Source organism: Rahnella perminowiae (genome assembly GCF_019049695.1).
Lineage (GTDB): Bacteria > Pseudomonadota > Gammaproteobacteria > Enterobacterales > Enterobacteriaceae > Rahnella > Rahnella perminowiae.
This window is the reverse complement of sequence record NZ_JAFMOT010000179.1, coordinates 72,974-93,711: the sequence shown is the minus strand read 5'-3', so window position 1 is coordinate 93,711 and position 20,738 is coordinate 72,974. Positions and strand designations below refer to the sequence as shown.

The 20,738-nt window shown below is 52.3% G+C and carries 21 protein-coding genes; 8 read left to right on the top strand and 13 right to left on the bottom strand.

Features of this window, described 5'->3' with window-relative positions:
- Positions 1-49 precede the first annotated feature (49 nt).
- Complete coding sequence (locus J1781_RS14875; protein WP_129952844.1) at positions 50-1,348, top strand: Gfo/Idh/MocA family protein; 1,299 nt, start codon at positions 50-52, stop codon at positions 1,346-1,348.
- Positions 1,349-1,513: 165 nt separating this feature from the next.
- Here J1781_RS14875 and J1781_RS14870 read toward each other — a convergent pair whose 3' ends face one another.
- A complete protein-coding gene (locus J1781_RS14870) occupies positions 1,514-2,005 on the bottom strand; it encodes a YajQ family cyclic di-GMP-binding protein (protein WP_129952845.1) in 492 nt (163 codons plus the stop codon).
- Positions 2,006-2,243: 238 nt separating this feature from the next.
- Here J1781_RS14870 and panE point away from each other — a divergent pair, with 238 nt between their 5' ends.
- A complete protein-coding gene (gene panE / locus J1781_RS14865; RefSeq protein WP_217233808.1) occupies positions 2,244-3,155 on the top strand; it encodes a 2-dehydropantoate 2-reductase in 912 nt (303 codons plus the stop codon).
- A complete protein-coding gene (yajL, locus tag J1781_RS14860) occupies positions 3,118-3,726 on the top strand; it encodes a protein deglycase YajL (RefSeq protein WP_129952847.1) in 609 nt (202 codons plus the stop codon). Before panE ends, yajL begins: the two co-directional genes overlap by 38 nt.
- Positions 3,727-3,838: 112 nt before the next feature.
- Here the strand turns inward: yajL and thiI are convergent, their stop codons facing one another.
- On the bottom strand, positions 3,839-5,287 hold the full coding sequence (gene thiI / locus J1781_RS14855) for a tRNA uracil 4-sulfurtransferase ThiI (protein WP_217233807.1): 1,449 nt from the start codon (positions 5,285-5,287) through the stop codon (positions 3,839-3,841).
- 276 nt (positions 5,288-5,563) lie between these two features.
- On the opposite strand from thiI, the gene xseB reads away from it, so the two are divergent.
- From xseB to J1781_RS14835, 4 genes are all read left to right on the top strand, one after another.
- Positions 5,564-5,806 carry an exodeoxyribonuclease VII small subunit gene (gene xseB / locus J1781_RS14850; protein ID WP_129952849.1) on the top strand — a complete coding sequence of 81 codons (243 nt, stop codon included), beginning with the start codon at positions 5,564-5,566 and terminating at the stop codon, positions 5,804-5,806.
- Positions 5,807-5,812: 6 nt separating this feature from the next.
- Positions 5,813-6,742: a (2E,6E)-farnesyl diphosphate synthase gene (gene ispA, locus J1781_RS14845; protein ID WP_217233806.1), complete on the top strand. Its 930-nt coding sequence runs from the start codon at positions 5,813-5,815 to the stop codon at positions 6,740-6,742.
- An 18-nt stretch (positions 6,743-6,760) separates the two neighbouring features.
- Complete coding sequence (dxs, locus tag J1781_RS14840) at positions 6,761-8,623, top strand: 1-deoxy-D-xylulose-5-phosphate synthase (RefSeq protein ID WP_129992091.1); 1,863 nt, start codon at positions 6,761-6,763, stop codon at positions 8,621-8,623.
- A gap of 148 nt (positions 8,624-8,771) precedes the next feature.
- Positions 8,772-9,746: an aldo/keto reductase gene (locus J1781_RS14835; RefSeq protein WP_129992092.1), complete on the top strand. Its 975-nt coding sequence runs from the start codon at positions 8,772-8,774 to the stop codon at positions 9,744-9,746.
- Positions 9,747-9,814: 68 nt separating this feature from the next.
- On the opposite strand, the gene pgpA is transcribed toward J1781_RS14835, so the two are convergent.
- From pgpA to nrdR, 6 genes are all read right to left on the bottom strand, one after another.
- Entirely contained in the window at positions 9,815-10,309 is a 495-nt protein-coding gene (pgpA, locus tag J1781_RS14830) for a phosphatidylglycerophosphatase A (protein WP_129953312.1), read from the bottom strand.
- 62 nt (positions 10,310-10,371) lie between these two features.
- Complete coding sequence (gene thiL, locus J1781_RS14825) at positions 10,372-11,358, bottom strand: thiamine-phosphate kinase (RefSeq protein ID WP_217221008.1); 987 nt, start codon at positions 11,356-11,358, stop codon at positions 10,372-10,374.
- A 166-nt stretch (positions 11,359-11,524) separates the two neighbouring features.
- Positions 11,525-11,938 (bottom strand): transcription antitermination factor NusB, encoded by a 414-nt coding sequence (gene nusB / locus J1781_RS14820; protein WP_013576663.1) that lies wholly within the window; start codon positions 11,936-11,938, stop codon positions 11,525-11,527.
- Positions 11,939-11,958: 20 nt separating this feature from the next.
- Positions 11,959-12,429 carry a 6,7-dimethyl-8-ribityllumazine synthase gene (gene ribH / locus J1781_RS14815; RefSeq protein WP_013576664.1) on the bottom strand — a complete coding sequence of 157 codons (471 nt, stop codon included), beginning with the start codon at positions 12,427-12,429 and terminating at the stop codon, positions 11,959-11,961.
- A gap of 123 nt (positions 12,430-12,552) precedes the next feature.
- Positions 12,553-13,701: a bifunctional diaminohydroxyphosphoribosylaminopyrimidine deaminase/5-amino-6-(5-phosphoribosylamino)uracil reductase RibD gene (gene ribD / locus J1781_RS14810; RefSeq protein WP_217221007.1), complete on the bottom strand. Its 1,149-nt coding sequence runs from the start codon at positions 13,699-13,701 to the stop codon at positions 12,553-12,555.
- Positions 13,702-13,710: 9 nt separating this feature from the next.
- The gene (gene nrdR / locus J1781_RS14805) at positions 13,711-14,160 is read right to left on the bottom strand and encodes a transcriptional regulator NrdR (protein ID WP_015698341.1); all 450 of its coding nucleotides are present in this window, start codon (positions 14,158-14,160) and stop codon (positions 13,711-13,713) included.
- Positions 14,161-14,320: 160 nt separating this feature from the next.
- On the opposite strand from nrdR, the gene J1781_RS14800 reads away from it, so the two are divergent.
- Complete coding sequence (locus tag J1781_RS14800; RefSeq protein WP_129952855.1) at positions 14,321-14,884, top strand: DUF3251 domain-containing protein; 564 nt, start codon at positions 14,321-14,323, stop codon at positions 14,882-14,884.
- A gap of 79 nt (positions 14,885-14,963) precedes the next feature.
- Here the strand turns inward: J1781_RS14800 and secF are convergent, their stop codons facing one another.
- The 5 genes from secF to queA form a co-directional block, all read right to left on the bottom strand.
- The gene (gene secF / locus J1781_RS14795) at positions 14,964-15,875 is read right to left on the bottom strand and encodes a protein translocase subunit SecF (RefSeq protein WP_217139566.1); all 912 of its coding nucleotides are present in this window, start codon (positions 15,873-15,875) and stop codon (positions 14,964-14,966) included.
- Positions 15,876-15,948: 73 nt separating this feature from the next.
- Positions 15,949-17,796, bottom strand: a complete 1,848-nt coding sequence (gene secD / locus J1781_RS14790) for a protein translocase subunit SecD (protein ID WP_129952857.1) — start codon at positions 17,794-17,796, stop codon at positions 15,949-15,951.
- A gap of 27 nt (positions 17,797-17,823) precedes the next feature.
- A complete protein-coding gene (yajC, locus tag J1781_RS14785; protein WP_013576670.1) occupies positions 17,824-18,156 on the bottom strand; it encodes a preprotein translocase subunit YajC in 333 nt (110 codons plus the stop codon).
- A 162-nt stretch (positions 18,157-18,318) separates the two neighbouring features.
- Positions 18,319-19,443 carry a tRNA guanosine(34) transglycosylase Tgt gene (tgt, locus tag J1781_RS14780; RefSeq protein WP_129952858.1) on the bottom strand — a complete coding sequence of 375 codons (1,125 nt, stop codon included), beginning with the start codon at positions 19,441-19,443 and terminating at the stop codon, positions 18,319-18,321.
- 98 nt (positions 19,444-19,541) lie between these two features.
- Positions 19,542-20,615 (bottom strand): tRNA preQ1(34) S-adenosylmethionine ribosyltransferase-isomerase QueA, encoded by a 1,074-nt coding sequence (gene queA / locus J1781_RS14775; RefSeq protein ID WP_129952859.1) that lies wholly within the window; start codon positions 20,613-20,615, stop codon positions 19,542-19,544.
- Positions 20,616-20,738: the final 123 nt, after the last annotated feature.

Sequence of the window (20,738 nt, the reverse complement as noted above, 5' to 3'; positions counted from 1 at the left end):
AACAAAAATTTTGTCAGTGATGACGGCTTTCGGGCCTTTTGAGGATCTCATGAAAACATATGCTCTCGTTGGCACCGGCGGTCGCTCGGGTTTATACATTGAAGCGATCACCGGCAAATACCGCCACAATGCAAAATTTGTGGCTTTCTGTGATACAAACCAGACGCGAATGGATTATGCGAACCGCCAGCTTGAGCAAAGTGGCGTCGCCCGGGTACCGACCTGGAAAGCGGCCGGTTTCAATACGATGCTCGACGAAACCAAACCGGATATCGTGATTGTCACCAGCATGGACCGCACGCATGATGATTACATCGTCCGCGCCCTGCACGCCGGTTGCGACGTCATTACTGAAAAGCCGATGACCATTGATGAACACCGGGCGCTGCGTATTCTGGATGCGGTCGATGCCACCGGTTATCAGGTGCGTGTGGCGTTCAATTACCGCTACGCGCCGCATCACAGCAAAATACGCGAACTGCTGATGCAGGATACTATCGGCGAAGTGCTGTCAGTTCATTTTGAATGGCTGCTCAATACCGAACATGGTGCAGATTACTTCCGTCGCTGGCACCGTGAAAAACGCAATTCCGGCGGCCTGCTGGTGCATAAATCCACCCATCATTTTGACCTGATGAACTTCTGGCTGAACAGTACGCCGGAAAAAGTGTACGCCCAGGGTGACCTGCGGTTTTACGGGAAAGAGAATGCTGAGAAACGCGGCATGACAGAATTTTATCCGCGTGCGCATGGCTACACACAGGCACAAAATGATCCGTTTGCACTGCATATGGCAAATAATGCCCAGCTTAAAGCGCTGTATCTGGATGCGGAACACGAAGATAACTACTTCCGTGATCAGAGTGTATTCAGCGAGGGCATCAATATTGAAGATACGTTATCGGTGCTGGTGAAATATCAGAACAAGGTGCAACTGACCTATTCACTGAATGCATATCTGCCATGGGAAGGGCTGAACGTGGTGTTTAACGGCACCCGGGGACGCATTGAAATGAAAATTGTCGAGATGTCTTACGTTAACGCAGGTGGGAAACGCGAAAAAGAAGGCAGCATTGAAAAAGCGGAAATCACGGTTTATCCGTTATTTGCCGAACCCTGGAAGGCACAATTCCAACTGGGAGAAGGTGGTCACGGCGGCGGTGATAATGCGATGCTGGAAGACTTGTTCGGCGAGCGCAAAGAGGATCCGTTAAAACGTGCAGCCGATCATCGCGCCGGTGCCATGTCGATCCTGACCGGGATCGCCGGGAACCTGTCGATGCAGTATGACAAACCTGTTTACTTTAAAGATTTCGAGCTGGTGAAAAGACTACGCCAGCGCAAGTAACCCACAAAAAAGGGACGCAATGCGTTCCCATGTTAATTGCCAGAGAGCCAGGTAATTTGAGCGGCAGGAAGGCGGCAAATGAAGGAACCCGATGCGCTTACCGGAGTAAGTGATTCGGGTTACTGAATACGGTCAACACATCTGCCGCTCAAAGAACGACGGCTATCAGTCGCGGAAGTTTTTGAACTGGAACGGCTGGCCTAAATCGCCGTTACGGATGAGTGCCATCACAGCCTGTAAATCATCACGCGCTTTGCCAGTGACACGAACTTCGTCACCCTGAACCTGCGCCTGCACTTTAATCTTACTGTCTTTGATCAGCTTGACGATTTTCTTCGCCAGCGTGGATTCAATGCCGGAATGCAATTTTGCTTCAACACTGTAAGTTTTACCGCTGTGCTCCATCTGCTCCGGAATTTCCAACGCCCCGCCTTCAATGCCACGTTTGGCTAACTTCTCACGCAGAATATCCACCAGCTGGTTCACCTGAAAATCTGATTCGCTGGCCACTTTAATACTCTCATTTTTTTCATTGAGATCGAAGCTGGCAGGAATATTGCGGAAATCCCAACGGGTTTGCAGTTCACGACTGGCATTTTCCACGGCATTACGCACTTCCTGCATGTCGATTTCGGAAACAATGTCAAAAGACGGCATAATCGCTTCTCCCTGTAGTTTTTGTGTTGCGTTATATGGCGTGCATAATACCGCCTTCAACCGCCGATGCCAAACGACAGCAAAGCACCAAACATTAAATGCTCCGGTGCTCATAAAGTGCAGGTGAAAATGTGATCTGTAGCACAAAAGTCTATACTAATAAGATAACCGGACAGCAGAATATTCTTTCAACTATCTTCTTCATGGTTCTATTTCGCCACGATTCCCGGGAGGCACAATGAAAATAACAGTATTGGGTTGCGGTGCGCTGGGACAACTCTGGCTTTCGGCTCTTTCTCAGCAAGGCCACGACGTACAGGGCTGGATCCGCATTCCGCAGCCATTTTGTGCCGTCAACGTTATCTCGCCGGAAGGCATTGCTTTTAATCGCAATATGCCTACTAACGACCCGGAACATCTGGCACAAAGCGAATTACTGCTGGTTACGCTCAAAGCATGGCAGGTTTCCGGCGCGGTCAGCGCGCTGATGCCAAAGCTTGATGATAATTGCGCAATATTACTGCTGCATAATGGCATGGGTACTGTTGATGAATTACCGCCCCATCGTCTGGCCATTTTGCAAGGCGCGACGACCCATGCGGCACGTCATGAAAGCAACGCAATTGTCCATGTCGCAGCGGGTGTCACACACATCGGGCCGGTAACACCGCGCGGTGCTGCACTGAGTTCACTGGCAGATACGCTGCATAATGCGTTACCGGATGTCGCGTGGCATGACAACATCAAATCATCGTTATGGAATAAACTGGCGGTGAATTGCGTCATCAATCCGCTGACGGCGATATACAATTGCACTAACGGCGATTTACTGGCCCATACCGCGCAGATTGAAGAAATCTGTCAGGAAGTCGCACAGGTGATGGCCATTGAAGGCGTTGAAATTCATAGCGAATCTTTACTCAGTTTTGTCTATCAGGTGATCGACTCGACGTCAGCAAATCATTCATCGATGTTGCAGGATATCCGCAGCCAGCGTCATACTGAAATTGATTACATTACCGGCTATGTCCTGCGGCGCGGACGGAAATATGGGCTGAATTTACCGGTGAATACCCGCTTATTTGAACAGATTAAGAGAAAGGAAAACGATTATGAGCGCATCAGTTCTGGTCTGCCTGGCACCTGGTAGCGAAGAAATAGAAGCCGTTACCGTAATTGATTTGCTGGTGCGGGCGGGCATTAACGTCATCACGGCCAGCGTCGCCGGCGATGGCAATCTGGAGATCCGCTGCTCACGCGGCGTGCGGATTCTGGCCGACGTCGCACTGGTGGATGTCGCAGATGATGAGCATGACGTGATCGTACTGCCAGGCGGCCTCGCTGGTGCAACCTGCTTCAGTGAAAGCCCGTTGCTGGTGGAGAAAGTCCGACAGATGCACGTCAGCGGTAAAATCGTTGCCGCCATCTGCGCCGCTCCTGCGCTGGTGCTGGAATATCACGATTTATTCCCGGTAGGCAACATGACTGGCTTCCCGGGCCTGAGGGATAAGATCGACCCGAACAAATGGTCCGATCGTCGCGTAATTTTCGATCCACGCGTTAATCTTCTGACCAGTCAGGGACCGGGCACATCCATGGAGTTTGCCCTGAAGATTATCGATCTGTTGCTGGGTAAAACCAAAGCGGCAGAGATTGCCGCGCAACTGGTTCTTGCGCCGGGGATTTATAATTATACCGATGAAGGTGCCCGGGAATCCTGAACCATCAGATACCCGAAATAATTCGGGCTGTAGGGCAACCTTTTAAACTGCGCCTGCGCTGGCCCCGACGGGAAGAGGAAAGCCAGCGCACCTGCAGCCTGAAGGGTAAAAACTAAGGGCGATACACCTTAACGTTATCGAAACCCTGTTCTTTCAGATACAGCGCCTGCAAACGGCTCATGACGCCGCGGTCACAATATAACAGATAGGTTTTGCTCTGATCGAGAGAGCCAAACTGAGTGGCCAGTTTGTAAAACGCCAGCGGTTTCACTTCAACATTTTCCAGTGCCAGCGGTTGTGCTTCCACTTCATCCGGTGCGCGGACATCCAGAACGATGTCTGTTGAGATAAACTCCGCCACCGTTTCCACTTCCGGTACGACTTCGGCTGCCTGCGTAGCGATTTCGCGAATATCGACATTGCGCGCCTCACTGACCACTTTATCCAGCACGTCAAAATCGAACATTGCTTCTTCAGCTTCGATCTTGGCTTTCACCGCCTTCACCGTCGGGCTTTTCGAAATCACTCCACAGTATTCAGGCATGGTCTTGGCAAAATCTTCGGTACCGATTTCACGGGCAATCCTGATGATGTGCTCTTTATCGTGAGAAATCAGCGGGCGCAGGATGAGCGTGCCCGAAACATTGTCAATCAAACGCAGATTGGTCAGTGTCTGGCTGGACACCTGCCCCAACGCCTCACCTGTCACCAGTGCCTGGACGCCGTAGCGCTCAGCGATAGCAGACGCCGCTCGCACCATCATGCGTTTCAGCACCACACCCATCTGGCCGTCTTCGACTTTTTCGAGTATTTCACCCACTACCGGTTCGAAATCAACCGCGATAAAACGCACACGATGCGAGCTGCCAAAACGGTTCCACAGATAATGAGCCACCTGTTTTACGCCGATTTCATGCGCGGCACCGCCAAGATTAAAGAAACAATAATGCACACGACAGCCACGACGCATCAGCATATAACTGGATACGCCGGAGTCAAAGCCACCGGAAATCAGTGACAGCACATCTTCCTGTGTACCAATCGGGTAACCGCCCTGGCCTTCGAGGCGGCTTTTTACCAGCACCAGTTTATCGTCGTTAATTTCCAGTTTCACCGTGACCTGCGGAGCGGTCAGGCTCACACGGGCCGATTCGATGTGCTGATTCAGACCGCCGCCGACATAGCGCTCAACTTCAGTAGACGTGAAGTCATGTTTGCCACGACGTTTAACACGCACGCAGAAAGTTTTGCCTTCTACTTCAGTGCGATAAGCTTCCAGCGCCTGCTCAAAGATATTGTGAACGTCGGTATAAGGACGGTCTTCAACTTCTTCCACATAACGGATACCCGGAATGCGGCAGAGCAATTCCTGAATCAGGTCGTGTTTACTTTCGTCTTTACTGCGAACTTCGATATGATCCCAGTGGCGAACCACCGCCAGCGTCTCATCATGCGGTCGCACAATATTGCGAATGCTGCTTGAGAGGATCTTAATAAAGCGCAAACGCACAGATTGGCTCTTGATGGTGATTTCAGGGAACAATTTAATGATAAACTTCATGGCAGTCTTTTGTTAGCGGGTGAAAAAACGGGGTAGTAAGTCGCTGAATAAGGATCTAGGATCCTATTATTGCTAAGCCAAATGTTCATTATGTGTCACATTGGGCTTAGCAATAATATCTGCGGCGCAGAGTATATCACTTAAAATGGGTACTCTGTGCACAAAACCCTGTAGCCGATCTCATACTGAACAGGAATGTCTCTTGAGGCTGAGCGCTGAGTCTGTCGCCTCAGTACTTCGATCATCCGTTCTGATCAACGATATTAAAAGAGAATTATGTCAAAAAAATCTGCATCACCTGCCAATTTTGAAACGGCTCTGGCCGAACTGGAACAGATTGTTTCCCGCCTTGAGTCGGGCGAGCTGCCGTTAGAAGACGCACTCAACGAATTTGAGCAAGGCGTCCAGCTGGCACGTCAGGGGCAACAAAAGCTGCAACAGGCAGAACAACGCGTTCAGATCCTGCTCGACAGCGACAACGATGCTCCGCTGACGCCGTTCACCCCAGAAGCCGAGTAACGGGTCATGTCTGAAGCGATCTCTCTCTCCAGCGCTGGCGGATTTACCCGTGAACTGCGCGCAATGCAAAAGCGTGTCGATGAGGCACTAACAGCCTATATCAGCGCACAGCCGCTGGCAGATTTACCGCTGGTTGAAGCCATGCGTTACGGCGCGCTGCTGGGGGGTAAACGTCTGCGTCCATATCTTGTTTACGCCAGCGGCCAGTTGTTCAGCCTCGATCTGAAAAATCTCGATGCGCCTGCGGCTGCCGTGGAATGTATTCATGCCTATTCACTGATACATGATGATTTACCGGCCATGGACGACGACGATTTGCGCCGTGGTCAGCCAACCTGCCACATTAAATTTGGCGAAGCTAATGCGATTCTGGCGGGCGATGCCCTGCAAACGCTGGCGTTTTCTATTCTGGCTGACAGCGAAATGCCGGATGTTGCCATAAAAGATCGTCTGGCGATGATTTCCGAACTGGCCCGCGCCAGCGGAGTCAGCGGTATGTGTGGTGGTCAGGCTCTGGATTTAGCTGCGGAAGGCCAGCAGGTTGGCCTGGAGGCGCTGGAAAAAATTCATCGTCATAAAACCGGTGCGCTGATCCGCGCCGCCGTGCGCATGGGCGCGCTGGCAGCCGGTGAAACCGGACGTGCCGTTTTACCGATACTGGATAACTACGCGCAGGCCATTGGTTTAGCATTTCAGGTTCAGGATGATATTCTGGACGTGGTTGGCGATACCGCTACGCTCGGTAAACGTCAGGGTGCTGACCAGCAACTCGGGAAAAGTACCTATCCTGCCCTGCTGGGGCTGGATGGCGCGAAAACCAAGGCCGCAGACCTGTATCAGGAAGCCGTTTCCGCATTGGATCAGTTGGCCGCACTTTCCTACAACACGGCGCCACTTCTCGCGTTAGCCCGCTTTATCATTGAACGCGATAATTAAACTTACTATGAGCAACTGATGAGTCTTGAATTAGCGAAATACCCGACACTGATGCTGGCGGAGAATCCTGAAGATCTCCGCTCACTTCCTAAAGAGAGCTTACCTAAGCTCTGCGATGAGTTGCGCCAATATTTATTGGCCAGCGTCAGTCAGTCCAGCGGACACTTTGCGTCCGGTCTGGGGACGGTTGAACTGACCGTGGCGATGCATTATGTCTATAACACACCGTTCGATCACGTTGTCTGGGATGTCGGCCATCAGGCCTATCCGCACAAAATTCTGACCGGTCGCCGTGACCGTATTTCCACCATCCGTCAGAAAGGCGGTCTGCACCCGTTCCCGTGGCGTGGTGAAAGCGAATACGACACCCTATCCGTCGGTCACTCATCGACCTCAATCAGTGCAGGTCTCGGCATGGCTGTCGCGGCTGAACGTGAAGGTAAAGGCCGTCGCACCGTGTGTGTGATTGGCGATGGTGCGATCACAGCAGGTATGGCGTTTGAAGCGATGAACCATGCGGGCGACATTAAACCCGACATGCTGGTGATCCTCAACGACAACGAGATGTCGATTTCCGAAAACGTCGGGGCGCTGAATAACCACCTGGCACAACTGCTCTCCGGCAAACTGTATTCGCGTCTGCGTGAAGGCGGCAAGAAGGTCCTGTCTGGCCTGCCACCGATTAAAGAACTGGTGCGCCGAACCGAGGAACATCTGAAAGGCATGATGGTGCCAGGCACGTTGTTTGAAGAGTTGGGCTTTAACTATATCGGGCCGGTAGATGGTCATGACGTGCTGGCGCTGACGCAGACGCTGAAAAACATGCGGGACCTGAAAGGCCCGCAGTTACTGCACATTATGACTAAAAAAGGCAAAGGCTACGCGCCAGCCGAAAAAGATCCCATCAGTTTCCATGCGGTGCCTAAATTCGATCCGGCTTCCGGCACGTTGCCGAAAAGCAAAGAAGGTCTGCCGACCTATTCGAAAATTTTCGGTGACTGGTTGTGCGAAACCGCTGCCAAAGATAGCCAGCTGATGGCCGTTACGCCGGCGATGCGCGAAGGCTCCGGTATGGTGCGTTTTTCACGCGAATATCCGCAACAATATTTCGATGTGGCCATCGCCGAACAGCACGCCGTCACCTTTGCGGCAGGCCTGGCGATTGGCGGATACAAGCCGGTTGTGGCGATCTATTCAACGTTTCTGCAACGCGCTTATGATCAGGTTATCCATGATGTAGCGATCCAGAATCTGCCGGTACTGTTTGCTATCGACCGCGGTGGCATCGTCGGCGCTGATGGTCAGACGCATCAGGGCGCGTTCGATCTCTCCTTCCTGCGCTGCATCCCGAACATGACCATTATGACGCCGAGCGATGAAAACGAATGTCGCCAGATGTTGCATACCGGTTATCACCATAACAACGGGCCGGTTGCCGTACGCTATCCGCGTGGTAATGGTACCGGTGCTTCCTGTGAACCGCTGGCTTCTCTGCCCATCGGTAAAGGCGTCGTGCGTCGTGAAGGCGAAAAGATAGCGATCCTGAACTTCGGTACATTGCTGCCGGAAGCGCTGGCCGCAGCAGAAAAACGCAACGCCACCGTCGTTGACATGCGCTTTGTAAAACCGCTGGATGAAGCGCTGATTCAGGAACTGGCCGCCAGCCATGAAGTGCTGGTCACGCTGGAAGAAAACGCCATCATGGGCGGCGCGGGCAGCGGCGTAAATGAACTGTTGATGTCCAGGCGAATCCTGGTGCCTGTACTGAATATCGGTCTGGCGGACAGCTTTGTTGCGCAAGGTACACAGGACGAAATCCGTCATGATTTAGGGCTGGATGCCGAAGGCATTGACCGTCAGATAACTGACTGGCTGGCCTGATTATTCCCCCTCTTTCTTCCTGAAAGAGGGGTTTCCCCTCCGATTCCCTTTTCAGTCACACGAGCCTGCCCTGCTTTAAGCTACAGTTATAGCGTGCTAATCATTTTCACGATTTTCTGTTATCACTTCATGCTTACCAGGAGACATCATGCAATACATTACGCTCGGAAAAACCGGTATGAAAGTTTCCCGCCTGTGTCTCGGCTGTATGACTTTTGGCGAACCGGATCGCGGCACCCACGCGTGGACACTGCCGGAAGAGAGCAGCCGTCCTATCATCCGGCAAGCGCTGGATGCGGGGATTAATTTTTTTGACACCGCTAACAGTTATTCTGACGGCAGCAGCGAGGAAATCGTCGGCCGTGCCCTGAAGGATTTTGCCAGGCGCGATGAAATTGTCGTGGCGACTAAAGTGTATCACGCGGTCACCGGCTTAAAACCCGGGCTTTCACGGGCCTCGATTATGCAATCCATCGATGACAGCCTGCGCCGTCTGGACATGGATTATGTCGACCTGTTGCAAATCCACCGCTGGGATTACGAAACGCCGATAGAGGAAACGCTGGAGGCGTTGAATGACGTAGTAAAAGCCGGCAAAGCGCGTTTTATTGGCGCGTCTTCCATGCATGCACATCAGTTCAAACACGCATTAGATGTCTCTGAGCAAAATGGCTGGGCGGGTTTTGTCTCAATGCAGGATCAGTACAATCTTATCCAGCGTGAAGAAGAAAACGAAATGTACCCGCTGTGCCTGGAAAGAAATATTGCAGTGTTGCCCTGGAGTCCGCTGGCACGCGGTAAACTCACGCGTCCGTGGGGAGAAACCACCGCCCGTTCAGTTTCCGATAATTTTGCCAAAACGCTGTATGACGCGACCGATGAGGCCGACGGTAAAATCGCTGAGCGTGTCGGGAAAATAGCGGAAGATCATGGCGTACCACGAGCGCAGATCGCCCTGGCGTGGATCTTAAGTAAACATATCGTTACCGCGCCTATAATCGGTGCTTCGCGCCCCGCTCATCTGGAAGATGCCATCGCCGCACTGGAGGTGAAACTTTCCATTGAGGAAATCGCCGAGCTGGAAATGGCGTATGTGCCGCATCAGGCGACCGGTTTCCAGTAATCTGAGATGACAAAAAAGGCGTTACCAGGCCAATCCTGTAACGCCTTTTCACTGCATGGTCACGAAGATCAGAACAGGCCCAGCGGCCAGTGATGCCCGACCAGATAGATGATAGCCGCGCCAAGCACACCGGCGACCACATCATCGATCATAATACCCATTCCGCCCTGTACGTTGCGGTCAAACCAGCGGATGGGCCACGGCTTCCAGATATCCAGCACACGGAAAACGATAAATCCGATCAACACCCAGCGCCAGTCATTGACCGGGATCGCCATCAGTGTGATCCACATACCGACAAATTCATCCCATACGATACTGCCATGGTCATGAACCCGCATGTCGCGCGCGGTCTGGCGGCAAAGATAAACCCCGATACAAATGCTGAACATAACGATCATCGAATACACCTGCCATGGCAGGTAGGTCATGACAATCCAGAACGGGATCGCGGCGACGGAGCCCGCCGTGCCAGGGCCAACAGGGAATAAACCGCTGCCAAAACCTGTCGCCAGCAAATGCCACGGATTACGCAGATCCAGACGCTTTTTGGCCGCAGCCATGTCCTGAACCGGATCTCCGGTTTTTCCTTTGTACCCCGCCGGGCGTTTTTTACGGCCTATATTCACAACAAATCCTCTCCGGCAAAGTGGTCAAAACCTTGCCATTCAAGTTCGACCGGTACGCCTGAACGCATAAACTTAATACCTTCTGAAAGCGGCGCAATCTGACCCACACAGGTAAAGTTGACACCCAGATGGCTCAGCGCAACATCCAGCGCACCCCGGTTAATTTCCGGCACAGTGAAGCAAAGTTCATAATCTTCACCGCCGGTCAGTGCCCATTTCAGTGCCTGTTCCGGATCCGCCACCTGATTCATGGCTGGCGAGAAAGGGATCGCATCAAGATCGAGGCGTGCACCACACTCGCTGGCATTCAGTATATGTTTAAGATCGGAAACCAGTCCGTCGGACAGGTCGATGGCTGAGGTGGCTAAATCGCGCAGCGCCTGCCCCTGTAAAACACGTGGCGACGGACGCAGATGGCGTTTAAGCAGAAATTCGCGAGTTGTCGCATCATCAACATTCAGCTGTTCCAGCAAAATCGCCAGGCCAGCTGCGCTATCACCCAGCGTACCGGTAACAAAGATCCAGTCGCCTATGCCCGCACCGGCGCGGGTTAACGCACGCCCCGCAGGCACCAGACCCTGAATGGTTAACGTCATGCTCAGCGGTCCGCGTGTCGTATCCCCGCCAATCAACTGCATGCCGTAATAATTAAGCTGTTCAAACAGACTGTCGCTGAATGCCTGCAACCAGTCAGTGTTCACTTCCGGCAGTGTCAGCGCCAGAGAAACCCACGCAGGATCGGCACCCATAGCAGCCAGATCGCTCAGGTTAACCGCCAGCGCTTTATAGCCCAGGTCTGCCGGTGAAATCGTTTTGAGAAAATGGATGCCTTCGACCAGCGTGTCGGTGCTGACTGCTAATAGTTGCTTCTCGCCTACCGTCAGCAGGGCACAATCATCACCAATGCCTAAATGAACATCCTGTCGGGCGGTTCTGAACCGGTTAAAGTAGCGAGTGATTACATCAAATTCGCCGCATGACATAGTACATTTCCAAATCGTTAGAATGACTTAAGGCCGGAAATCCGGCCTTAAGAAGGGTGTCACACAAAAGATAAACCAGGTGACATCACCAGATTATCAACAGAGACGGTTATCAGGCCAAAATGACTGTCGCCATTTGTGACTGAAGCCGAAACTTTTTTGATGATCATTTTTTACGAATATGCGGGCCTGCTTTATCCAGCACACCATTGACGAACTTATGGCTATCTTCAGCACCAAAAGTTTTCGCCAGTTCAATGGCTTCATTGATCGCCACTTTGTAAGGGACGTCCTGGCGTTTGCTTAGCTCAAACAGAGCCAGACGCAAAATTGCTCTTTCCACCTGGCCCAGTTCATCCAGCTGGCGGGACAGGTACGGCGCCATCAGTGCATCGAGTTTCTCAGCACTGTTTGCTACACCAGCCAGCAGTTCGCGGAAATAGGCAATGTCTACGTCTTTGACATCCTGCTCGGTCAGGAATTCTAATTCAACATCGGCGATGTCATTTTTCGACAACTGCCAGGAGTAAAGCGCCTGAACGGCACATTCACGGGCGCGGCGACGAGCAGCAGGTTTCACGGATTTCCCCTTAACTAGATTCAGGCTTTAATAGCCTTGATAACATTAATCATTTCAAGCGCGGTCAGTGCAGCTTCTGCACCCTTGTTACCGGCTTTTGTCCCTGCGCGTTCGATGGCTTGTTCAATGCTTTCTGTGGTCAGCACACCAAAGGCAACCGGGATTTCGCTGTTCATGGCAACGCTGGACAGGCCAGAGCTACATTCGCCCGCCACAAATTCAAAGTGGGCAGTGCCCCCGCGGATCACGGTGCCAAGTGCAACAACCGCATCGTATTTGCCGCTTTCAGCCAGTGCGCGGGTTGCCAGAGGCAATTCGTACGCGCCCGGGACCCAGACTACGGTGATGTTGTCATCGCTGACCTGACCGATACGTTTTAATGCATCAACAGCACCTGAAAGCAGGCTGTCGTTGATAAAATTGTTAAAACGAGCAATCGCGATCGCTACGCGCGCGTTAGGCGTGGCTACAACACCTTCGATAACGTTCATAGTTTTCCTTAAAGTGGGTTCAGGAGTTTCTCAACCCCAGCCGCAGGGGGGCGGATTCTATCATAAAATAACCCTGTCTGGACATGCGCTTTTAAAGCCATTCCGCAGGGAGGAGTAAAATTCTCAATACACCGGTTTCAGACGCAAACGTAAGTCAGGGCCGACCTGGCGGATATCGCTGAAAATAAATTCCGGCGCATCCGCCAGATGCTGCAATCCTGGCAGTTCACACAGTGCCCGACCATTATTGCCCAATAACTTAGGCGCCATATAAACGATTAATTCATCAACCAGACCGGCTTGTAATAAGGCACCGGCCAGTTGTGCGCCGGCTTCCACCCAGATGGAATTAACCTGACGTTTCGCCAGTTGCATCATCAGCAGAACCAGATCAATACGATTGTCGCGTCCGGCCACGCGCCATTGTTCAACAGACTCCGGCCAGGCTTGCGAGTCAGTTTCCAGCCGTGCGAGTAATACTTCCCCCGGTAAATTCATCAGCTGATGCTGTGGTGTCACGCGGTTTTGACTGTCGAGAATAATCCGTAATGGCTGACGCAGATTTTCCTCGGGATAAATTGCCTGCACTTCACTGCCCAGTTCGCTCCAGCGTACATTAAGCGAAGGATTGTCAGCCAGAACCGTGGCACTGGTGCTCAGGATCGCCGAGCTTTCTGCGCGAAAGCGCTGAACATCAGCACGGGCCGCCGCCGAGGTGATCCACTGACTTTCGCCAGAAGCCATCGCCGTTCGGCCATCTAAAGAGGCACCCATTTTAAGCTGAACATAGGGAAAACCGGTGCGCATCCGTTTGAGGAAACCCAGATTCACCGCTTCAGCCTGCGGGTGCATCAGCCCATGGCTAACATCCACGCCGTTTTGTTTGAGCCGGTACAAACCCCGCCCTGCCACTTCCGGATTAGGATCCTGCATCGCCGCTACCACGCGGGCGACGCCTGCCGCCAGCAATGCATCGGCACACGGTGGTGTACGCCCATGATGACTGCACGGTTCGAGGGTCACATAAGCGGTCGCCCCTCTGGCTTTCTCACCGGCCATGCGTAATGCGTAAACTTCTGCATGGGGTTCACCGGCACGCAAATGATAGCCTTCACCCACAATTTCGCCATTCAATACAATGACACAACCGACATTAGGGTTAGGTGTGGTGGTAAAACGCCCGCGGCGCGCCAGCTCGAAAGCCCGCGCCATATAGCGCTCATCGGTATGGTTTTCGGCGGAGAATGGCTTTGCAGATTGTTCAGACGACATCAGCTTTCCTTAGTCCTGAAGGCGGGCGATTTCTTCACCAAATTCACGGATATCTTCGAAGCTGCGATACACCGACGCAAAGCGGATATAGGCGACTTTATCCAGCCCTTTCAGGGCGTCCATCACCAAATTACCGATCATTTTAGCCGGGATTTCACGTTCGCCGGTCGCACGCAGCTGCGACTTAATGTGGCTGATGGCAGTTTCGACGTCATCGGAACTTACCGGGCGTTTTTCCAGCGCTTTCAGAAAGCCACCGCGAAGTTTGTCTTCATTGAACGGTTCACGAACTTCATTGCTTTTAATGACGCGCGGCATCACCAGTTCCGCCACTTCAAACGTGGTGAAACGTTCATGGCACACCAGGCACTGACGGCGACGGCGAACCTGCGATCCATCGCCTACCAGACGGGAATCGATGACTTTAGTATCAACAGCGGCACAAAATGGGCAATGCATAGCACTTCCTGATCGCGAACTCAATTGAACAGTAGTTTAACCCGAAGTGTGCCGACAACAAAGGCTGTCGCTACTTTCATCGACATCGGGTTAAACTTAGCTATCGATATGGGTGCCCGGATGGAATGTTTCAACGGGCAGATGAAAGGAAGTCTCTGATATGACAAAACATCCACACCTTTTGTTGGTCTGCGCCGCATTGTTCAGCCTGACGGGCTGCGCGACGCAAAATTCACAAATACCGGCCCTGAAAACGGAAGTCGGGCAGCTTAATCAAAAGCTGCAACACCTGACCGATCTGGCCCTCGCACTGGAACAGCAAACCACCCTCAACCGCCAGTCGGATAATGGTGTCTATTTATTACCGGCAGCCAAAAGTGCCGCATTGCTCAAAAGTAACATTGGTGAATTAAGTCTTCAGCTAACCCGTATCGCTCCGGACGCCAGCGGCGTACAGGCCGTACTGGAAATCAAAAATAATGCCGGTCAGCCATTGCCAGCGTTTACGGCATCTCTGAGCTGGGGACAGCTCGATCCGGTTACAGGCAAGCCGCTGACTGTCGATATGCAGACCCAGACCATTACCGTCGAGCCAGACCTTCTGCCGGGTCCGGTGAAAACAGTCGATGTGAAGTTTGACCAGGTGACTGTCGAAACGCTGGGATTTGTACATCTGCATAATATTGTGGCAACGCCACAGTCCCTGCCTGTCGTAACCCGATAAAAACCGCAAACAGCAGATAAAAAAAACCCCGCGTCGCGGGGTTTAGGTTTTCTATTCCGATAACGGAACCATCGGCAACTTACGGCAGAATCGAAGGTTGATCTGCGCCTTCTTTTTCCACTTTCTGCTGCAACATGTGCTCACGCTTCATACCCAGTTTCAGGGCCAGCGCGGACGCCACGTAGATTGACGAAACCGTACCGATCGACACGCCAATCAACATGGTCAGTGAGAAGCCTTCCAGCAACGCACCCCCAAAGATATAGAGCATCAGAACCACCATCAGCGTGGTCGCTGAGGTCATAATGGTACGACTTAACGTCTGGGTCAGGGACACGTTCATGATTTCGTAAGAATTACCGCGACGAATTTTGCGGAAGTTTTCACGAATACGGTCCGATACCACGATGGAGTCATTCAGCGAGTAGCCGATAACGGACATCAGGGACGCGACGATGGTCAGGTCAATTTCGATCCTGAACAGTGACAATACGCCCATGGTGATGATCACGTCATGCGCCAGTGCGATTACCGCCCCCAGCGCCAGTCGCCATTCAAAACGGAAACCGACATAGATCAGGATGCAAATCAGCGCCATCAGCAGCGCCATGCCGCCAGCCTGCGCCAGATCACTCCCCACGCTCGGGCCGACAAACTCAACACGTTTCACGGTCGCGTCTTTGTCGATATCCGCATTCACCAGACTCAGGACTTTATTCCCCAGTTCCTGACCGGCATTACCCGATACAGGTGGAAGGCGAACCATCACATCACGACTGCTACCGAAGTTCTGAACGACAGGATCCTTGAATCCTGCTTTTTCCAGATCGGCACGCATTACGTCCAGGTTAGCGGGCTGGCTAAGGCTGATTTCAATGACGGTACCGCCAGTGAAATCCAGACCCCAGTTGAACCCGCGAACGCCCATAATCGCAACGGATGCGATAAACAACAGGCCTGAAATACAGAAGGCCACGTTGTCCCAGCGCATAAAGTCGATAACTTTACGGCCGTAGTTCAGTTGTTCAACAGTATATGGTTGTTGCTGTGCCACAACGCACTCCTCAGATAGACAGCTTTTTAATGCGTTTGCCGCCGTAAACCAGGTTCACGATGGCACGGGTTCCCACGATCGACGTAAACATCGAGGTTGCCACACCGATAGCGGTGGTGATAGCAAAGCCTTTAATCGAACCGGTACCCACTGCATAAAGAATAATTGCCGTGATCAGGGTCGTAATGTTGGCATCAACGATACTGGAGAACGCGCCTTTATAGCCTTCATGAATCGCCTGCTGAACGGAACGCCCGTTCTTCAACTCTTCTTTGATACGTTCGTTTATCAGTACGTTGGCGTCGACGGCCACCGCCAGCGTCAGTACGATACCGGCAATACCCGGCATGGTCAGCGTCGCACCAGGCAGCAGAGACATGATCCCGACAATCAGCACCAGGTTCGCAATCAGCGCGGTCGTCGCGATCACACCAAATTTACGGTAGAAGACCACCATAAACAGAATGGATGCCACCAGGCCCCACAAGCACGCTTCCAGACCCTGAGTGATGTTTTGCATCCCTAAGGTCGGGCCAATGGTCCGTTCTTCAACAATCTGAATTGGCGCGATTAACGCACCGGCACGCAGCAGAAGGGACAACTGACGGGCTTCATTCGGATCGTTGACGCCAGTGATACGGAAGCTGTTGCCCAGACGTGACTGAATAGTCGCCACGTTGATAACTTCTTCCTGTTTCGCCAGAATCGCACGGCCGTTGGCATCTTTCTTACCGCTGTCTTTGTACTCCACGAACAAGGTTGCCATCGGTTTGCCGATATTATCCTTGGTGAAGTTAGACATGGCGTTACCGCCAGCGCTGTCGAGTGAGATGTTGACCTGTGGCTGATTGTATTCATCCATGCTGGATGTGGAATCAGTGATATGGTCACCGGTCAGAATCACCCGCTTGTACAATACAACCGGGCGACCATCACGCATGTCTTTCACTTCGCTGTCGCCCGGTACACGACCGGTTGAAGCAGCAGAAGCATCCACGTTGGTGTTAACCAGACGGAATTCCAGGGTCGCGGTCGCGCCTAAGATTTCTTTGGCACGTGCAGTATCCTGAATCCCCGGCAGTTCAACCACAATACGGTCGGAACCCTGACGCTGTACCAGTGGCTCAGCGACGCCCAGTTGGTTTACGCGGTTACGCAGGATATTGATGTTTTGCTGAACGGCGTACTCACGGGCTTCACTCAGGCGGGCATCAGTCATCACCACACTCAAAGCATTGTCACCGCTGTTAGTGATCACTAAATCGCGATGACGTGGGCTCAGATAGCTGGCTGCAGAATCACGGGTCGCAGCATCGCGGAAACGCACTTCAACGCCATAGTTGTCGAGCTTACGCACCGTGGCATAAGGAATATTCTTGTCGCGCAGGTCACTGCGCATGCTGTCCATGGTCTGCTCTTGCAGCTTACTCAACGCGGTATCCATATCCACTTCCATCAGGAAGTGCACACCACCACGTAAGTCGAGGCCCAGCTTCATCGGCTCAGCGCCCAGCATACTCAACCAGCGCGGTGTTGCCGGCGCGAGGTTCAGTGCAATAACAAACTTGTCGCCCAACGCTTCAGTCAGCGCTTCACGTGCACGAAGCTGTACGTCTGTGTCTTTAAAACGGGCAAGAATAGCGCCATTTTCCAGGGCAATCGATTTGCTCTGGATTTTGTTTTGGTCTAATACATTACGGACTTGATCCAGTGTTGCTGCACTGGCGTCGGAACCCCGAACACCAGTGATTTGAACAGCCGGATCCTCACCATAAAGGTTGGGAAGTGCATAAAGCAGCCCGACGATGACCACAACGATCAGCATCAGATACTTCCACGCAGGATAACGGTTTAACACGGCAGTTCCCTTCGGGAAAATCGAAAATTAGATAGACTTCATCGTGCCTTTTGGCAGAACTGCTGCCACGAAGTCACGTTTGATCATCACTTCGTTGGTGTCGTTCAGTGCGATAACCACATAACCGGTTTCGGCTACTTTGGTTACGCGACCGATCAGGCCACCTGTGGTCATGACTTCGTCACCTTTACCGATAGAATCCATCAGTTTTTTGTGTTCTTTAGAACGTTTCTGCTGCGGGCGCAGGATCATGAAATAGAAAATCAGACCAAAAACCACCAGCATAATAACCAGAGAGTAAGGACTTCCCTGTGACGGTGCGCCGGTCGCTGCGACTGCATCAGAAATGAAAAGGCTCATTTAAATTCCCTCATTGTTGTTGTGAAGCAAATTGATGTAAAACAAACCGAGAATCCGACCCGGAGACTGGCGATAAAACGTCTCGCACAATACCCCATAATGCCGGTCCAAGAAATTATAAAATCGGCACCTCCTTTCGAAGATGCCGACGCGAGAAAGAAATCAGAAGTTTAAAGGCGGAACCGGTTTGCCTTTACGCTCGTAGAAGTCTGTCACAAACGCTTCCAATTTACCCTCTTCAATAGCCTGGCGTAAACCGGCCATCAGACGCTGGTAATAGCGCAGGTTATGGATCGTATTCAGGCGCGCACCCAAAATTTCGTTGCAACGGTCGAGATGATGCAAGTAAGCGCGGCTATAATTGCGACATGTGTAGCAATCACAGTGTTCGTCAAGCGTTGACGTGTCATCTTTATGCTTCGCATTACGGATTTTAACGATACCGTCGGTCACAAAAAGATGGCCGTTTCGTGCATTACGCGTTGGCATCACGCAGTCAAACATATCGATACCACGACGCACGCCTTCAACCAGATCTTCCGGTTTACCGACACCCATAAGATAGCGAGGTTTGTCTGCCGGAATTTGCGGACAAACGTGCTCCAGAATACGGTGCATGTCTTCCTTCGGCTCGCCGACTGCCAGTCCGCCCACAGCGTAACCATCAAAGCCGATATCTACCAGCCCTTTTAATGATACATCTCGTAAATCTTCGTAAACGCTCCCCTGAATAATCCCAAACAAAGCATTCTTATTATTCAACTCGTTGAAGCGATCGCGGCTGCGTTTTGCCCAGCGTAAAGACATTTCCATCGAGCGTTTTGCATAATCCCAGTCGGCAGGATATGGCGTACATTCGTCGAAGATCATGACGATGTCGGAGCCCAGATCGTTTTGGATCTCCATGGATTTTTCCGGACTCAGGAACACCGGATCCCCGTTGATCGGGTTGCGGAAATGCACGCCCTCTTCTTTGATTTTGCGCATCGCACCCAGGCTAAATACCTGGAAGCCGCCGGAATCGGTGAGGATCGGGCCATGCCAGTTCATGAAATCATGTAAGTCGCCGTGCAGCTTCATGATTTCCTGCCCCGGACGCAGCCACAGGTGGAAAGTGTTACCCAACAGAATTTGTGCGCCGGTTTCTTTCACTTCTTCCGGGGTCATACCTTTTACTGTGCCGTAAGTGCCCACAGGCATAAATGCCGGGGTTTCGACTACGCCACGTTCAAAGACCAGACGTCCGCGGCGTGCGCGGCCATCGGTAGTGCTTAATTCGTACTTCACATTGCCTCCAGCATCAGAGAAACAGTCTGATGAGGTTAAGTCCGTGGCATCACGCCCGGAAAAGAAAGCCCGGATGCACCGAGTGCGTCCGGCGCGGTTTACTGCTGCCCCACCACTTCCTGTGGCGCCAGCGGGTTACGGTTGATAAACATCGCATCACCATAACTGAAGAAACGGTATTGCTCTGCGACGGCCTGATGATAGGCATTCAGGGTATTTTTATAGCCGGCAAACGCCGACACCAGCATGATCAGTGTCGATTCAGGCAGGTGGAAATTGGTGATCAGGGAGTCAATAACCTGATAGTGATAACCCGGGTAGATGAAAATCTTGGTATCACCGAAGAAGGGCGCAATCAGCGCATCTTCGCTGGCCTTCGCCGCGCTTTCCAGCGAACGTACCGAGGTTGTGCCCACCGCCACGACTTTATTACCCCGCGCTTTACAGGCCAGCACCGCATCCACAACTCCCTGAGGCACTTCGGCATACTCAGCATGCATGATGTGGTCTTCGATGGTGTCCACGCGAACCGGCTGGAAAGTTCCTGCGCCCACGTGCAGCGTCACAAAAGCAAATTCCACACCTTTTTCTTTCAGCGCATCCATCAGCGGCTGGTCGAAGTGTAAACCGGCGGTAGGGGCTGCCACTGCGCCGGGACGTTCGCTGTAGACTGTCTGATACAATTCCCGATCAGCATCTTCATCGGGGCGATCGATATATGGCGGCAGCGGCATATGGCCGATTTCGTTGAGCAGAGTAAAGACATCACGATCTTCATTAAATTCCAGCTCAAACAAGGTATCGTGGCGCGCCACCATAGTCGCTTTAATATCTTCGTTGTCACCAAGCAGCAGTTCAGCGCCCGGCTTTGGCGATTTAGACGCACGTACGTGTGCCAGAACGCGGTGTGAATCGAGCACACGCTCAACCAGTACTTCAATTTTACCGCCGCTGACCTTACGGCCGAATACGCGGGCCGGGATCACGCGGGTATTGTTAAAAACCAGCAAATCACCGGGATGAATTTTATCCAGAATATCGGTGAACACGCCGTGCGTTAACTCACCGCTCGGCCCGTCCAGAGACAACAAACGACAGCCGCTGCGCTGGGTCTGCGGATAGCGGGCAATCAGGGATTCAGGGAGTTCAAAAGAAAAATCGGCAACACGCATGGCTTTTCACTTCACTTAACGACAAAAACAGGCGGCTTAGTCTAGAGGGACGGGACATCCCCTGCAAGCTTCTGCGCTAATAAAGGCATCACAGCCCTGTCAGAGATCAACTTTCCTGCGTTA

What these genes read in the sequence shown, in the direction of transcription:
- panE (WP_217233808.1), top strand. Translation starts at nt 2,244, where the DNA reads ATGAAAATAACAGTATTGGGTTGCGGTGCGCTGGGACAACTCTGGCTT.
- nrdR (WP_015698341.1), bottom strand. Translation starts at nt 14,160, where the DNA reads ATGCATTGCCCATTTTGTGCCGCTGTTGATACTAAAGTCATCGATTCC.
- queA (WP_129952859.1), bottom strand. Translation starts at nt 20,615, where the DNA reads ATGCGTGTTGCCGATTTTTCTTTTGAACTCCCTGAATCCCTGATTGCC.
- yajL (WP_129952847.1), top strand. Translation starts at nt 3,118, where the DNA reads ATGAGCGCATCAGTTCTGGTCTGCCTGGCACCTGGTAGCGAAGAAATA.
- J1781_RS14875 (WP_129952844.1), top strand. Translation starts at nt 50, where the DNA reads ATGAAAACATATGCTCTCGTTGGCACCGGCGGTCGCTCGGGTTTATAC.
- thiL (WP_217221008.1), bottom strand. Translation starts at nt 11,358, where the DNA reads ATGTCATGCGGCGAATTTGATGTAATCACTCGCTACTTTAACCGGTTC.
- J1781_RS14835 (WP_129992092.1), top strand. Translation starts at nt 8,772, where the DNA reads ATGCAATACATTACGCTCGGAAAAACCGGTATGAAAGTTTCCCGCCTG.
- secF (WP_217139566.1), bottom strand. Translation starts at nt 15,875, where the DNA reads ATGCGCTGGGACAACGTGGCCTTCTGTATTTCAGGCCTGTTGTTTATC.
- ribH (WP_013576664.1), bottom strand. Translation starts at nt 12,429, where the DNA reads ATGAACGTTATCGAAGGTGTTGTAGCCACGCCTAACGCGCGCGTAGCG.
- J1781_RS14870 (WP_129952845.1), bottom strand. Translation starts at nt 2,005, where the DNA reads ATGCCGTCTTTTGACATTGTTTCCGAAATCGACATGCAGGAAGTGCGT.
- ispA (WP_217233806.1), top strand. Translation starts at nt 5,813, where the DNA reads ATGTCTGAAGCGATCTCTCTCTCCAGCGCTGGCGGATTTACCCGTGAA.
- ribD (WP_217221007.1), bottom strand. Translation starts at nt 13,701, where the DNA reads ATGTCGTCTGAACAATCTGCAAAGCCATTCTCCGCCGAAAACCATACC.
- thiI (WP_217233807.1), bottom strand. Translation starts at nt 5,287, where the DNA reads ATGAAGTTTATCATTAAATTGTTCCCTGAAATCACCATCAAGAGCCAA.
- yajC (WP_013576670.1), bottom strand. Translation starts at nt 18,156, where the DNA reads ATGAGCCTTTTCATTTCTGATGCAGTCGCAGCGACCGGCGCACCGTCA.
- J1781_RS14800 (WP_129952855.1), top strand. Translation starts at nt 14,321, where the DNA reads ATGACAAAACATCCACACCTTTTGTTGGTCTGCGCCGCATTGTTCAGC.
- dxs (WP_129992091.1), top strand. Translation starts at nt 6,761, where the DNA reads ATGAGTCTTGAATTAGCGAAATACCCGACACTGATGCTGGCGGAGAAT.
- xseB (WP_129952849.1), top strand. Translation starts at nt 5,564, where the DNA reads ATGTCAAAAAAATCTGCATCACCTGCCAATTTTGAAACGGCTCTGGCC.
- pgpA (WP_129953312.1), bottom strand. Translation starts at nt 10,309, where the DNA reads ATGGCTGCGGCCAAAAAGCGTCTGGATCTGCGTAATCCGTGGCATTTG.